Annotated in this window: 11 protein-coding genes and 1 riboswitch; of the genes, 9 read left to right on the forward strand and 2 right to left on the reverse strand. The window is 73.0% G+C overall.

The window, feature by feature from the left end; translation table 11 throughout:
* Positions 1–29: 29 nt before the first annotated feature.
* Both MB828_RS40190 and MB828_RS40195 read right to left on the reverse strand, forming a co-directional pair.
* On the reverse strand, positions 30–1817 hold the full coding sequence (locus tag MB828_RS40190) for a M48 family metallopeptidase (protein ID WP_301652474.1): 1788 nt from the start codon (positions 1815–1817) through the stop codon (positions 30–32).
* A gap of 93 nt (positions 1818–1910) precedes the next feature.
* The gene (locus MB828_RS40195; protein ID WP_301652475.1) at positions 1911–2633 is read right to left on the reverse strand and encodes a hypothetical protein; all 723 of its coding nucleotides are present in this window, start codon (positions 2631–2633) and stop codon (positions 1911–1913) included.
* Positions 2634–3236: 603 nt separating this feature from the next.
* Here MB828_RS40195 and MB828_RS40200 point away from each other — a divergent pair.
* The 9 genes from MB828_RS40200 to MB828_RS40240 all read left to right on the forward strand — a co-directional run bounded on the left by MB828_RS40200 (position 3237) and on the right by MB828_RS40240 (position 14308).
* Positions 3237–5525, forward strand: a complete 2289-nt coding sequence (locus tag MB828_RS40200) for an N-6 DNA methylase (protein WP_301652476.1) — start codon at positions 3237–3239, stop codon at positions 5523–5525.
* Between the two features lie 182 nt (positions 5526–5707).
* Positions 5708–6307: a hypothetical protein gene (locus MB828_RS40205; protein ID WP_301652477.1), complete on the forward strand. Its 600-nt coding sequence runs from the start codon at positions 5708–5710 to the stop codon at positions 6305–6307.
* Entirely contained in the window at positions 6304–7833 is a 1530-nt protein-coding gene (locus tag MB828_RS40210) for a serine/threonine-protein kinase (RefSeq protein ID WP_301652478.1), read from the forward strand. The genes MB828_RS40205 and MB828_RS40210 overlap by 4 nt, the downstream gene beginning before the upstream one ends.
* 80 nt (positions 7834–7913) lie before the next feature.
* On the forward strand, positions 7914–8738 hold the full coding sequence (locus MB828_RS40215) for a glycoside hydrolase domain-containing protein (RefSeq protein ID WP_133027899.1): 825 nt from the start codon (positions 7914–7916) through the stop codon (positions 8736–8738).
* 237 nt (positions 8739–8975) lie between these two features.
* The gene (locus MB828_RS40220) at positions 8976–9623 is read left to right on the forward strand and encodes a SurA N-terminal domain-containing protein (RefSeq protein WP_133027898.1); all 648 of its coding nucleotides are present in this window, start codon (positions 8976–8978) and stop codon (positions 9621–9623) included.
* Between the two features lie 104 nt (positions 9624–9727).
* On the forward strand, positions 9728–10723 hold the full coding sequence (locus tag MB828_RS40225; protein ID WP_301652479.1) for a nucleoside triphosphate pyrophosphohydrolase: 996 nt from the start codon (positions 9728–9730) through the stop codon (positions 10721–10723).
* A gap of 3 nt (positions 10724–10726) precedes the next feature.
* Positions 10727–12013, forward strand: a complete 1287-nt coding sequence (locus tag MB828_RS40230; RefSeq protein WP_301652480.1) for a cytochrome P450 family protein — start codon at positions 10727–10729, stop codon at positions 12011–12013.
* Between the two features lie 203 nt (positions 12014–12216).
* Positions 12217–13221 carry a transglycosylase family protein gene (locus MB828_RS40235; RefSeq protein WP_301652481.1) on the forward strand — a complete coding sequence of 335 codons (1005 nt, stop codon included), beginning with the start codon at positions 12217–12219 and terminating at the stop codon, positions 13219–13221.
* 181 nt (positions 13222–13402) lie between these two features.
* Positions 13403–13606, forward strand: a riboswitch (cyclic di-AMP (ydaO/yuaA leader).
* A 3-nt stretch (positions 13607–13609) separates the two neighbouring features.
* Positions 13610–14308: a transglycosylase family protein gene (locus tag MB828_RS40240; protein ID WP_133027893.1), complete on the forward strand. Its 699-nt coding sequence runs from the start codon at positions 13610–13612 to the stop codon at positions 14306–14308.
* Positions 14309–14360 lie beyond the last annotated feature (52 nt).

Genomic DNA, 14360 nt, shown 5'->3' on the forward strand with positions numbered 1-14360 from the left:
GGTCGTGGGGTCGTCGGGTCGGCAGGCCGTCAGTACGGGATGCGGGGCGGTGGCCAGGGCTGGGGGGCGGGTGGCGGGGCCGTGCCGTCGGACGGGTGACGGCTCCCGTCGGGCAGCAGCAGGGCGCGCAGCGGTGCCGTGCCGGGCGGGTCGGTGACCGCGTGGTCCAGCGCCCACTCCAGCGCCTCGGCGAACCGTTCCGGCGTCACCGTTCGCACCGCGGGCCCCGACCAGCACAGTTCCCACCGGCACAGCCCCGAGTCCAGCGCGGCCAGCAGGGCCAGCCGGCGCAGGGCCGAGCGGAGGGCCGTCCGGGCGAACTCGCGGGCCGCCCGGCCACCGCTGAGGGCGGCCCGCTCCGACCGGGGCAGCCGGCCCGCGAGGTCGTACAGCAGACCGTGGTCGAGCAGGTCCAGGAGGTGGCCGAGCTGCACGGCCGAAGGCGCGGCCAGGACGCCCGGTCCCGTCACCTGGGCCATGGCAGCCAGCAGGGGTGCAGCCTCCCGCGCCCAGCTCTCGCGCCGGGCCCGGGTGGGCAGTTCGGCCCAGGGGACCCGCCGCCAGGACAGCATCTCCGCACCCAGCACGCGCTGTTCGAGGGCGGCGAGGAGACCGTCCGGCGCCCGGAGCAGCGCGAGCGCCGGTCGTCGTACGGACGTGGCGCCGCACCCGTCGTCGGGCAGTGCCCGCAGCGCCGCGATGCGGTCGGCCGTGGGCGGGTGGCTGTCGTAGGGGGACCGCTCCTCGTGGGTGTCCTCCGGGCGCGGTGTCCTGTCCCACGGTTTCAGGCGCTCACGGCGTTCGTCGTCCGCGAGGAGGTGTTCGAGGCCGCCGTGGAACTGCCCCCACGGCGGCAGCAGGCGTGCCTCCCGGCCCATCAGGGCGTAGTCGCGCAAGTAGCGGTCGTCCAGGGCGTCGAGAGCGGGAACGCGGCGCAGTGCGGCGACCATGGCGTCCCGTCCGGCGATCACGGCGGCGGTGTGGTCGGCCGCGTACTCCTGCCTGCGGCTGACCGCCTCGGTCAGGCGCAGGCACAGCGCGGCGTACGCCGAGAACACCACGGCGAGGTAGTGGTCCGGGCCGCGCGCGGACCCCCGTTCCGGCCGTGGCGGCCGGCCGGCCGCCCTGCGCCGTGCGGCCCGCGCCGCGGACGTCGCCCGCTCCTCGGCCTCCTCACGTGCGGCCCGCTGCCGCAACGTGCGCACCGTTCCGAGCAGTCTGCGGTGCAGCGCCCAGACCAGAGCGCCCAGACGGGTGTCGTGCCGCGCGTAATGGCCCAGTTCGTGGGCGAGCACGGCGTCCAGTTCGTTCTCCGGAAGACCGATCAGCAGGGCCACGCCGAGGAAGAGCCGCCGTTCGCCCGGGACCAGCCCGAGCCACCGGGCCTCCTCCTGCACCATGGCGCCCGCCCCGGGTGTCACCCGTATCTCCACGGGCGGCCGGGTGCCCACGCGGTCGGCCAGCTCACCCACGCGCCGCCACAGTCCGGGCTGCTCCTCAGGCGTCACCGGCAGACCGGGGATCTCGTCCGGCACGTCGCCGGGACCGAGGCTGAGCAGGACGACCCGTCCTACGCACCAGGCGACGGCCAGCGAGCCGAGCCAGCCCTCGACGGTCATGACCGTGATGCCCGGGCCACGGGCCAGGAAGACGTCGAGCAGCGCCAGTACGACGAGCACGAGCAGCGCCAGCGCGTAGAACCCGATCAGCAGGCCGAGGGCGAGCGCGGCCCGCGGGAAGGTTCCGGGTGCGGCGGGCGGCCGCACGGAGGCTGGTACGGCGGCTGCCCGGCCCGCGGCGCGGGACGACTGGCGCATCGGCGTCCTTCGAGGGAGACGGAAGGTCATGCGGGGAAGACGGAACGGTCAACGGGGGAGACGGAACGGTGGCTGGGCCGGGAAGGCAGCCGGCTACTTCTTAAGCGCCGACAGGACCGTGGCCGTCACCTTCTTCGCGGACGCGGCGCCGTTGTCGCTGCCCGCCGTGGACAGCACGGTGACCACGGAGTTCCCGGACCGGGCCGCGATCAGCGTGGTGCCGTTCTCCCAGTAGCCGCTCGTCAGGGTCATCGTGTAGGCCTCGTCGGCGAGTCCGGACGTGGCGCTGCCGGTGAGCTTCACCTTGGCGTGCGCGTCGGTGTCCGTGTACGTGGCACACGCGGCCGCCACCGACCGCAGGGCCTTCATCACCTCGGTCGCGGTGGTGCCCTGGAAGGTGTCGATCTCCTGGTCCACCTCCTCGGTCTTGTTCGCGTAGCCGTTCTGCGCGAACGACACCCCGCCCTTGTAGCCGGAGACCTGGATCCAGGACGTGGTCTCCAGCCTGGTGCAGTCCGGCTTCCCGGTCTTGCGGGCGGCCGGGGAGAGGAACTGGCCACCGCTGTCCGCGGAACCGTCGGACTCCAGGGTGAGCCCGGACGGGAAGGCCGAGGCGGGCGCGAGGGCCTTCTTCAGCTGTGTACCGGTGAACAGACCGGCGTCGGGGTCCTGCGCCTTGGCCGGCTTGGCACCGGCGCTGGTGCCGTTACCGGAGCCGGAACCGGAGTCGGCGGACGAACCGGAGGAGCAGGCGGACAGGGCCAACGGGAGAGCGGCGACGGCCATCAGCACGACGGCACGGGACGAGAGACGCATCGGAATCCTTCTCGGGTGGGTGGACGGTGGAATCGTGGAACGGCGGTGCGCGGAACCGGCGTACGACCGGGTCGCGTGAACGCGGCGCCCGGGCCGCGCCGGGCGCGGTGGCTGGGGCGGTGGCGGTGGCGGGGGCCGTGGTGGTGGGGTGCCGGTGGTGCCGGGTGCGGCCGGATCGGGCTTCAGCCTGGAGTCGGCTCGCTGGGCGTCGGGTCCGGGGAAGGCCGGCTGTGCGTCCGCGGGGTGTGCCCGGCGTCCGGTGTGCGGCCGGGGGAGACGGAGGTTCCGCGGAACGGGCCGCCTGAAGTACCGGTGGACGGGCCGCCGCCCCCGGTACCGCCGCCTGCGTGCGCCGACACGGTGCCGATGATGACGAATCCCACGAGGGCGCTGAGCCCCATCCTGGTCTTCATGCCCATGGCTGATCCCTCCCCCGTGGCGGTCGCCCCTCCGGCCGCCGTTGTTCGCGAGGTCAATAAGAGCAGAGCCTGTGAACCGAGTCAACACGATGCATGCGACACGCCGTGTACACGGCCGTGAACCAGTGGATCCCGTGCGCGTCGGTATGCTCGGCGCATCACGGGACGAGGGGAGCGGGGGCGCGTGCAGAACAACGCCACAGAGGTGACCGCGGCCGGTATCGCACGGCTCGCCGGGGTGGGCCGGGCCGCCGTCAGCAACTGGCGCCGTCGGCATGCCGACTTCCCCAAACCGGTGGGCGGCACCGAGACCAGCCCCGCCTTCGCGCTCGCCGAGGTCGAGGCCTGGCTGCGCGGACAGGGCAAACTCGCCGAGGTCCCACTGCGCGAACGGGTCTGGCAGCACCTCGCCGGACACCCCGACGGCCCGCTCACCGCGCTGGTGCACGCCGGCTGCGCCCTGCTGCTGATCCACGAACGCCCCACCGTCTGGCTCGACGTGAGCGCCGGCTCCGACGAACGACTGGCCGCGATGCTGCCCGGCGCGCTGGACCAGGTACTGGCCTCCCGCTTCGGCACCGAGCAGGCGAACAGGGCTGTGAACACCGCACCACCGAACGGCCCTGTGAACCCCGCACCACCCCACCGCCCTGTGAACACCGGCTCAGCCAACGGCCCCGTGAACACCGGGGCGCCCCATGGCCCTGTGAACCCCGGCTCGCCCACCGGCCCTGTGAACCCCGGCGCACCCACCCGCCCTGTGAACCCCGGCGCACCCACCGGCTCTGTGAACCCCGGCTCCTTCAACGCCCCCCTGAACCCCGCACCGGTCGGCGGCCCGGTGAACGCCGAGCCGCGCACCCCCACCGGCCCCCAGCTCCTGCCGTCCGTCCCCCTCCTGCGCGGTGCCGCCGAACTGGCCGCCGAGTCGGGGGCCCGGCAGTGTTTCGAGTTCCTGCTGGGCCGGCACCTCGACGCCAGCCCCCGCCAGAACACGCTCACCCCGCCCGACCTGGCCGGCCTCATGGCCGACCTCGCCGGGCCCGCCCGCACGGTCCTGGACCCGGCCTGCGGCACCGGCGCCCTGCTGCGGGCCGTGCACACCGGCCCCGGGCAGCAGCTGTACGCCCAGGACAGCGCCCTTGGTCTCGCCGCACTCACCGCGCTGCGCCTCGCCCTGCACTCCCGGGCCCGCGTGCACGGCGCCACCGGCGACACCCTGCGCGCCGACGCCCACCCGGAACTGCGCGCCGACGCCGTGCTCTGCCATCCGCCGTTCAACGAACGCAACTGGGGCCACGACGAACTCGCCTACGACCCCCGCTGGGAGTACGGCTTCCCGGCGCGCACCGAGTCGGAGCTGGCCTGGGTGCAGCACGCCCTCGCCCGGCTCGCCGACGGCGGCACCGCGGTCCTGCTGATGCCGCCGGCCGCCGCGTCCCGCCGCTCCGGCCGCCGGATCCGCGCCGACCTGCTGCGCCGGGGCGCGCTGCGCGCGGTGGTGGCGCTGCCGGTCGGGACGGCGCCGCCGTACAACATCCCGCTGCACCTATGGGTGCTGCGGCGGCCCGACCGGACCCCGGCCACACCCCAGGTGCTGCTCGTGGACACCGGGAGCTTCGCGGGGGAGGGGCGGGGCGGCCCCGACCGGGCGGCGGTACGGGACGCCGTACTGGACGCCTGGCGGGCCTTCGAGCGCGGCACGGACCCGGGCGGACGGCCGGTGCCGGCCCGCGCGGTGCCGGTCATCGAACTCCTCGACGACGACGTGGATCTCGCCCCCGCCCGCCACCTGCCGCCGCCGGCCGCGGCGGACGGCGCCGAGCAACTCACGGCGGTCCGCGAACGGCTCGGCGAGACCCTGCGGCTGACCGCCGACCTCACCCCGCCCCCGGCCGGCCAGGCCCCGCCCGCGCGCTGGCCGCTCACCACCGTCGGTGAACTCGCCCGCGGCGGCGCGCTGGTGCTGCGCACCGGTGGTCACGGCGGCCACGCGCGCGTGCCCGTCCTCACCGACCAGGACGTCCTCGCCGGCACGGCGCCCTCGGGCGCGCTTCCCGAGAGCGAGGAGGAGGCCGTGCTCACCGAGCCGGGCGACGTCGTCGTGCCGGTGCTCGGCGGGGGTTCGGTCGCGCGCGTGGTCGACGACGCCACGGCGGGCGCCGCCCTGGGCCGCAACCTCGTGCTGCTGCGCCCCGACCGCACGGCGCTCGACGCCTGGTTCCTCGCCGGCTTCCTGCGCGGCAGCGCCAACAACCGGCAGGCCAGCAGCTACGCCTCCACCGCGACCCGGCTGGACGTACGCCGGCTGCAACTGCCCCGGCTCCCGCTGGAGGAACAGCGGCGCTACGGCGCCCGTTTCCGCGCACTCGACGAGTTCGAGCGGGCGCTTCGGCGCACGAGCCGGCTCGGGGAGCAACTCGTGCGCGGGATGTACGACGGTCTCACCGTGGGCACGGTCGCGCCCGACTGAGCCGTCACCCGTACGGGGGGCCGGCTCACCGGCCGGGCTGCGCACAACGGTTCGGTACAACCCCGACCGGATGTCCGCGCCGGGCCATATGCTCGGGACTACCACCGTACGACCGGTGCCGTCCGCGCGCGGGCCGCACCGGGCGGGCACCCACGCCCTTTTCCGGGAACACAGGAGCGATCATGCAAGGCCAGGGCCATGCGCAGCCGGTGCAGCGGCCGCCGCACGACGCGGTACTGGTCCTGTTGCGCCTGGTGTTCGTGGCGGCGGGCGTGTTCAGTCTCGGCTTCCTGGCATGGGTGATGATGCTGCGGCTGGCCGTCGTGACCCGCCGGTCCGCGGACTACGGCCTGCTGGTGGCGGTCGCGGCGGCCGACGTCCTCAGCCTCGTACTGCTGGGCAGCGAACCCGGCGACGACGTGCACACCCCCGGCGGCTACCTGGGCATCACCCTGCTGTTCGGCGTCCTGTTGGCCACCGTCGTCTACTACCTCGTGGCCGACGTACGGCACTTCCAGCGCCGGCGCGAGGCGTACGCGGCGCAGGCGTACGGCTACACGCCCCCCGTCTCGCCGTACACCACGGGAATGGGGACGGCGCCCCTGGACACACGGCCGCCGCACACCCCGCCGCCGATCCCCCAGCAGCCGGCCGCGCACCCCCCGATACCCGCCCCGCCCCAGCGCCCGGCGCCCGCCCGCATCGAACAGGTGCGCGCCGAACTCGACGAACTCAGCGACTACCTGCGCAAGCACGACGGCCACCACGAGAGCGGCAGATGACCGTGGCGACGGGACGGGTCGTCGCCGGCCGCTACGAACTGTCCACGATCATCGGCCAGGGCGGCATGGGCCAGGTGTGGACGGCGTACGACCAGCGGCTCGACCGGCGCGTGGCGGTGAAGCTGCTGCGGCCCGACAAGGTCGCGGGCGCGGAGGCCGAGGAGCTGCGCCGGCGGTTCCTGCGGGAGTGCCGGGTGACCGCACAGGTCGACCACCCGGGCCTGGTCACCGTGCACGACGCGGGCAGCGAGGGCGAGGACCTGTTCCTCGTGATGCAGTACGTGGACGGCGCCGACCTCTCCGACCACCTCGCGGAACACGACCCCTACCCGTGGCAGTGGGCGGTGGCCGTGGCCGCGCAGCTGTGCGCCGTGCTGAGCGCCGTGCACGCGGTGCCGATCGTCCACCGCGACCTCAAGCCGCGCAACGTGATGGTGAAGCAGGACGGCACGGTCACCGTCCTCGACCTGGGCGTGGCCTCCGTCATGGACACGGACACCACCCGGCTCACCCACACCGGCTCCCCGATCGGCTCGCCCGCCTACATGGCGCCCGAGCAGGCGATGGGCGGCGCGGTCGGCCCGTACACCGACCTGTACGCGCTCGGCGTACTGCTGCACGAACTGCTCAGCGGGGAGGTGCCGTTCGCGGGTTCCACCGCCCTCGGCGTGCTCCACCGCCACCTGTACGAACCGCCGGTGCCGGTGCGCCGGATCCGCCCCGAGGTCCCGGAGCCGCTCGAAAGCCTCGTGCTGCGCCTGCTGGCCAAGGACCCGCAGCACCGGCCGGCGTCGGCGCAGGAGGTCTACGAGGACCTGGCGTCGCTGCTGCCCGCGCGCGGGACGCCCTCCGGGGCGCCGCTGGACCCCACCCGTCCCTTCCTGCGCCCGCACGCCCCCTGGCCGGACCGCGCGCGCACGCCCGCGCCGCAGCCCGCCGCCCCGGTGGCCGCCGTACCCGGCAGACCCGACGTCGCCACCGCCGTCGACGAGGTCAAACGGCTGCTCGGCGAAGGGCGGATCACCCAGGCCGTCGACATCCTGGGCGCGATCCTGCCGGTCGCCGCCGACCAGCACGGGGAGCGCTCCACGGTCGTACGGACCCTGCGCAAGCAGTACGCGGCCACCCTCATGGACGACGGGCAGTACCGGCGCGCGCTGCCCGAACTGCGCCGGCTCGCCGACGAACGCGCCGCCGAGGCCGGCCAGGCCGACCCGCAGTCCCTGCGCTTCCGCTACGAGATCGCCCAGTGCCTGGAACAGCTCGGCGAACCGGCGGCGGCACTCGCCGAGTACCGCGCGCTGCTGCCGTACTACGAGAACCAGTACGTGGCCGGCGACCCCCAGCTCGCACACGACGTGCGCCGCCGGATCGGACACCTGCTGCTCGCCCTCGGCGACCGGCCGGCCGCCCACGACACCCTCACCCGGCTGCTGTTCGACGTGGAGCGCCTGCACGGACCCGGCCACCCCATGGCGGCGGAGGTCCGGCGGACGCTGCAGTGGCTGGGGCAGGTGCGCGGCTAGTCCCGCCGCGCCTGATAGGTTGCCGTCCGTTTTCCGCAGAACTTCCTTGCATAGTGCACACACAGGGGTGGGGATCCGGTATGTCCAGCCATCGGCAGTCGAAGAAGCGCAGATACATCACCTGGGGCGTCGCGGGCGCCGCCGTCGTCGCCGGAGCCGGGATCGCCGCGCAGACCTCCATGGCGGCCACCACCTGGCCCGCCCAGAAGACGTTCACCGGCCGCGCCTTCGACACCTGCGCCGCGCCCTCCCTCGCCGCGATGAAGGCCTGGAACACCGGCTTCTACGGCGCCGCCGCCGTCTACATCGGCGGCAGGAACCGCGGCTGCGCCCAGCCCAACCTCACCGCCTCCTGGGTCAAGTCCGTCTCCGCGGTGGGCTGGAAGCTCGTCCCGCTCTACGTCGGCTCCCAGCCGTCCTGCGGATCCGGCGGCTCCGTCAAGATCAGCGCTTCGACCGCGGCCTCCGTCGGCAAGTCCGAGGCGGACGACGCCGTGGCCAAGGCCGCCGCCCTCGGCATGAAGGCGGGCAGCCCGATCTACCTCGACATGGAGGCGTACGACACGACGAACACGTCGTGCAACAACGCCGTGCTGACGTACGTCCGCGCCTTCGACAAGGAACTGCGCGCCAAGACGTACCGCGCGGGCCTCTACGGCTTCACCAGCTCCAGCGCCAAGGCGATCGCGAACGCCACGGACAAGACGGACCTGCCGGGCAACCTCTGGTACGCGCTGTGGGACAAGACGAACACCACGACCACGGACTGGCCGTTCGGCGCCACCCAGTTCACCGGCCACAGCCGGGCGCACCAGTACATGGTCAACAGCAAGGAGACCCGCGGCGGTTACACGATCACCGTGGACCGCGACGCGTGGGACGCCCCGGTGGCGATCACGGGCTGAACCCGGAGCCGCGGCGGGGCGGCCGCGACGCGGTGATCGGGAGGTGACCCCGGCGGGGTGACCGTGGCGGGGTCCGCCCGGCGGGGTGACCCGCAAACCCTTCCGGGGGGTGGCGCGGCGGTGCCGGACGCGTGCGGGAATCGTTGGTCGAATGGGTTGGCCTGAGCTTGCCCACTGCCTACCATCGATCACCGCAAGACCTTGTGCACCGTCGCACAATCTCCTCGGGAGGCCTCCTTGCACCGCCGCCGTCGCACCGCGCTCGTCCTGTCCGCCGCGATCGCCGCCGCGGCCCCTCTCCTCACCGCCTGCGGAAGCGGCGCGCACCCGGGCGCGGCAGCCGTCGTCGGCGGGCAGCGGATCACCGTCTCGCAACTGGAGAACCGCGTGAACGAGGTGCGGCAGGCACAGCGTGCCGCGGTGCCGGACCAGGCGCAGTACCAGCAGGTCCTCTCCGCCACCAGCAGCCTCACCCGGGACACCCTCTACAACATGGTCCTCGACCGGGTACTGCACCGGGCCGCCCAGGACGCCGGCGTCAGCGCCTCCCGCAAGGAGGTCGACGAGATGCGCACCCGCCTGCAACGGCAGGCCGGCGGCGCCAAGGCACTGGAGACCGCCTGGCTCCAGAAGTACGGCATCGCCCCCGCGCGCCTTGACGACAACCTCCGCTTCCAGGTGGAGGCCGGGAAACTCGCCCAGGCGCTCGGCACCGACACCTCGCAGCCCGCCTTCTGGAAGGCCCTCTCCCAGGCCTCCGAGGAACTCCACGTCGACCTCAACCCGCGCTACGGCGCCTGGGACGTCCAGAAGAGCAGCCGGGTGGACGCCAGGACGCCGTGGGTACGGGAGGTCACGTCGGCCGGGACCCAGACGTCCGCATGACGCGACCCTCCCCAGGGCGGGACGGCGGTCATACGATCGCTTGATCCCCCCGGCCCTGTGGACAAACCACGAGGTCGGCGGCGGCCGTGCGTTACGTTCGGAGCGTGAACACCACCAGGCCCGAACCCACCATCCCGGAGCCCGGCACCGACGCCGGCCGCATCGTCCTCCTCACCACCAGCCACCGGGTCGCCCCCGGCCTGCTGTCCTGGCCCGCCTGGCAGGCCCTGCGCACCGCCGACCGCGTGCTGTGCGCGGACGGCGCGCATCCACAGCTGCCGTACCTGCGCGAGGCCGGCACGGCCGTGGACGAGGCCGCCCCCACCGCCGAGGAACTGGTCGACCACTGCGCCGGCGGCCGCACCGTGGTGGTCGTGGCGACGGGCGAGGGCGAGCCCGCGCTCACGGACGGCCTGGCCCGCCTGGCCGGCTCCGGCCGGGTCCGGATGCCCGAGCTGGAACTGCTCCCCGCCTCCTACGACCTGCCCGGCGCCCGTCTCCTCGACCTCGTCCAGGTCATGGACCGCATCCGCGAGGAGTGCCCCTGGTCGTCCCAGAAGACCCACGAGGGCCTGGCGAAGTACGCCATCGAGGAGGCGTACGAACTCGTCGAGGCGATCGAGGCCGGTGACCGCGACGAACTGCGCGAGGAACTGGGCGACGTCCTCCTCCAGGTCGTCTTCCACGCCCGGATAGCGGAGGAGGACCCGGAGGCCCCCTTCTCGGTCGACGACGTGGCCGCGGGGATCGTCGCCAAACTCATCCACCGCCACCCGCACGTCTTCGGCGACGAGACGGCGTCCACGCCGGAGGAGGTCAAGGAGCACTGGCTGCGCAAGAAGGCGGTCGAGAAGCAGCGCAAGTCGGTGACCGACGGCGTGCCCCTCGGCCAGCCCGGCCTCGCCCTCGCCGCCAAGCTCACCTCCCGCGTCCGCACCGCCGGCCTGGACGTCCCCGTCCCCACCGGCGAAGGCATCGGCTACGAACTCCTGGCCCTGGCCGCCCGCGCCGAAACAGAGGGCGTGGACCCGGAAGCGGCCCTGAGAGCAGCGGCCCGCGCGTACCGGGACGCGATCCGGCGGACCGAAGGACAGGACTGAGGAGTGACCGACCAGCCCCACCCGGCCGCCACCGCCCGGGCCGCAACCGCCCCCGAACTCTTCACCTGGGAGTTCGCGACCGACCCCTACCCTGCCTACGCCTGGCTCCGCGAGCACGCCCCCGTGCACCGCGCCACCCTCCCGAGCGGTGTGGAGGCCTGGCTGGTCACCCGGTACGCCGATGCCAGACAGACCCTCGCGGACCCCCGGCTCAGCAAGAACCCGGCGCATCACGACGAGCCCGCGCACGCCAGGGGGAAGACCGGGATCCCCGGCGAGCGCAAGGCCGAGTTGATGACCCACCTGCTGAACATCGACCCGCCGGACCACACCCGGCTGCGGCGGCTGGTCAGCAAGGCGTTCACACCGCGCCGGGTGGCCGAGTTCACGCCCCGGGTGCAGGAGCTGACCGACCGGCTCATCGACGGGTTCGCGGACAAGGGGGAGGCGGACCTCATCCACGACTTCGCCTTTCCGCTCCCCATCTACGCCATCTGCGACCTGCTGGGCGTCCCCCGGGAGGACCAGGACGACTTCCGGGACTGGGCGGGGATGATGATCCGGCACGGAGGCGGGCCGAGGGGCGGGGTGGCGCGGTCCGTGAAGAAGATGCGCGGGTATCTGGCCGAGCTGATCCACCGCAAACGGGAGGCGCTGCCGGCCGAGCCGGGCCCCGGGGAGGACCTGATCTCCGGGCTCATCAGAGCATCCGACCACGGTGAGCACCTCACCGAGAACGAGGCCGCCGCCATGGCCTTCATCCTGCTGTTCGCCGGTTTCGAAACCACCGTCAACTTGATAGGTAACGGCGTGTACGCCCTGCTCACGCACCCCGAGCAGCATGCCCGCCTGCGGGACTCCCTGGCCGCCGGGGAGCGCGGCCTCCTGGAGACCGGGGTGGAGGAACTCCTGCGCTACGACGGCCCGGTGGAGCTGGCCACCTGGCGGTTCGCCACCGAGCCGCTGGTCGTCGGCGGACAGCACATCGCGGCAGGCGACCCGGTCCTCGTCGTACTCGCGGCCGCCGACCGGGACCCGGAGCGGTTCGCCGAACCGGACACGCTCGACCTCTCCCGGCGGGACAACCAGCACCTCGGATACGGCCACGGCATCCACTACTGCCTCGGTGCCCCGCTCGCCCGGCTCGAAGGGCAGACGGCGCTCGCCACCCTGCTCACCCGCCTCCCCGACCTGCGACTCGCGGCGGACGAGGGGGAGTTGCGGTGGCGGGGCGGGCTCATCATGCGCGGACTGCGCACGCTCCCCGTGGCGTTCACCCCCGAGGCGTGACAGCCCGGCGTCCGGCTGCCTCCGGGGCCTCCGTTCGGCCCCCACGTACCAAAGGTGACCAGCACTCAAGTCTGTGATCTTCACGTGATCTGCGCGGCATTAACTTGTGACAAGTGATCGTCTGCCGATACGTTCACCCATCAGCGCGGCGCCCTCGCGGGACCCGCCGTGCCGCTCATCGCTGTCGCTCGAAAGGTTTCCGCATGCTCTCCGGGAACGGTCGTCACCGTCGCCCCCGTCAGGCTCCGGCGCTCCTCGTGGCGGCCGGCGTGACCGGCTCCGCGATCGCCATTCCGCTGCTCGGCGCCGCGAGCGCCAACGCGGCCGACGGCACGACCTGGGACAAGGTGGCCGAGTGCGAGAGCGCCGGTTCCTGGAGCATGGACAGCGGCAACGGCTACTACGGCGGCCTGCAGATGTCCCAGGACGACTGGGACAAGTACGGCGGTTCGGACTACGCCGCGACGCCCGACCAGGCGAGCCGCTCGCAGCAGATCGCGGTCGCCGAGAAGATACTCGCGGACCAGGGCACCAAGCCCTGGCGGACCTGCGCCCTGCTGGCCGGGCTGTCGTCGGACGACGCCTCGGTGGACGTCGACACGGGCCTCGACGGATCGGGTGACGCGTCCGGGTCCGCGGACGACTCCTCCGACGCGTCCTCCGGGCTGTCCGACTCGTCCACCCCGGCCGGCTCCGGCTCCTCGTCGACGGCGAAGGGCTCCGGGACCGAGTCCGCGAGCCCGTCGCCGAGTTCCGGCGCGAGCGACGACTCCGGGAAGGACACGTCCCACAAGTCCGGCAAGACGGACAAGTCGTCGTCTTCCGGCTCCGCCACGCCCAAGGCGAGCGAGAACCCCGTCATCGCGGACGACGACAGCGACTCGGACAATTCATGGCAGACCGGCAGTTCTTGGAGTCTGGTCGACACGGGCGCCGTCAGTGGCGGCGGCAAGCACCGCGGTGACTCGGCGGACGAAAGCGTGACAAACGGTCAGAAGGCCGCATCCTCCGGTCGTCACGCCTCCGTGGCGGCCGGCACGTACACCGTCCGCGATGGCGACACCCTCGCCTCCATCGCCGACTCCCTTGGCCTGGACGGCGGATGGCGCGCGCTCTATGCCGCGAACAAGGCGGACATCGGTGCCGACCCGAACAACATCGCAGCCGGTCAGACCCTGAAACTCAGCAGCGAATCGGACGAAAAGTAGCGGGAGTTGACGTCCCGCTTCGGGGCTAATGCCCGTTTTGGTGAAAGTGTGGGATGAGTCTCAGAAGCCCTGATCATCTTTGAAATTCACCTGATCGTCTGTTTACGGTCGAGGCCGCTCGTCACCACGAGCCCCGGCTGTCGCAACGCCGAGTCCTGCCAGCGACCGCCCGGGAACAGTCGTCGCGCAAGCGCCGTAGGCAGGAGCGGGGGACCCAAGGTAAGCGCCGGGTCCGGCAGTTGAGCCCACGAGGGCTCACGGCCGAAAGGCCGCCGGAACCGGCTAGGGGTGGAGCCGCGCGTCTCGCGAGAGCGGGCCGTGCGGCCGGGCAACTCAACCGGCCCGAACCCGACAGCTCACCTCGCAGGCGTCGGTGAGGGGATCCTCCATGCTGTTTTCCGGCAAGGGCAAGCACCGTCGTCCGTCCAAGGCCGTCCGCGCCATCGCCGTCGCCGGTGTCACCGGTGCCGCCGTCGCCGCCCCGCTGATGGCGGCCGGCAGCGCCTCCGCCGCCACCGCCTCCGAATGGGACACGGTCGCCCAGTGCGAGTCAGGCGGCAACTGGTCCATCAACACCGGCAACGGCTACTACGGCGGTCTGCAGTTCTCCGCCTCCACCTGGGCCGCGTACGGCGGCACCGCCTACGCCGCGCAGGCCAACCAGGCCTCCAAGGCCCAGCAGATCCAGATCGCCGAGAAGGTCCTCGCCGCCCAGGGCAAGGGTGCCTGGCCGGTCTGCGGCAAGGGTCTGTCCGGCGCCGCCTACACCGGCGGCAGCACCAGCTCGTCCAGCTCCAGCTCCTCCGGCTCGTCGAGCAGCGGCTCCAGCAGCAGCCGTACGACCGACACGCAGGCCGCCTCCCGGTCCGCCGAGCGTCCGGCCGCGTCCAAGACCGTCTCCACCCCGACCGGCAAGAAGGTCAAGAAGGGCGACGGCGAGTACAAGGTCGTCAAGGGTGACACCCTCAGCTCGATCGCCGAGAAGCACAAGGTCAAGGGTGGCTGGCAGGCGCTGTTCAAGCTGAACAAGGACATCGTCGAGGACGCCGACTTCATCTACCCCGGCCAGCAGCTGCACCTGAAGTAAGACCCAGCTGAATCACAGCCCCCTCTCAACCGTGGTCCGCATAGTGGGGACC

The sequence above is a fragment of the Streptomyces arenae genome, assembly GCF_022343545.1.
Lineage (GTDB): Bacteria > Actinomycetota > Actinomycetes > Streptomycetales > Streptomycetaceae > Streptomyces > Streptomyces humi.

Bases quoted from the DNA above. Each gene is read 5' to 3' on its own strand.
- MB828_RS40195 (WP_301652475.1), bottom strand. From the start codon at position 2,633: ATGCGTCTCTCGTCCCGTGCCGTCGTGCTGATGGCCGTCGCCGCTCTC.
- MB828_RS40210 (WP_301652478.1), top strand. From the start codon at position 6,304: ATGACCGTGGCGACGGGACGGGTCGTCGCCGGCCGCTACGAACTGTCC.
- MB828_RS40235 (WP_301652481.1), top strand. From the start codon at position 12,217: ATGCTCTCCGGGAACGGTCGTCACCGTCGCCCCCGTCAGGCTCCGGCG.
- MB828_RS40215 (WP_133027899.1), top strand. From the start codon at position 7,914: ATGTCCAGCCATCGGCAGTCGAAGAAGCGCAGATACATCACCTGGGGC.
- MB828_RS40190 (WP_301652474.1), bottom strand. From the start codon at position 1,817: ATGCGCCAGTCGTCCCGCGCCGCGGGCCGGGCAGCCGCCGTACCAGCC.
- MB828_RS40205 (WP_301652477.1), top strand. From the start codon at position 5,708: ATGCAAGGCCAGGGCCATGCGCAGCCGGTGCAGCGGCCGCCGCACGAC.
- MB828_RS40240 (WP_133027893.1), top strand. From the start codon at position 13,610: ATGCTGTTTTCCGGCAAGGGCAAGCACCGTCGTCCGTCCAAGGCCGTC.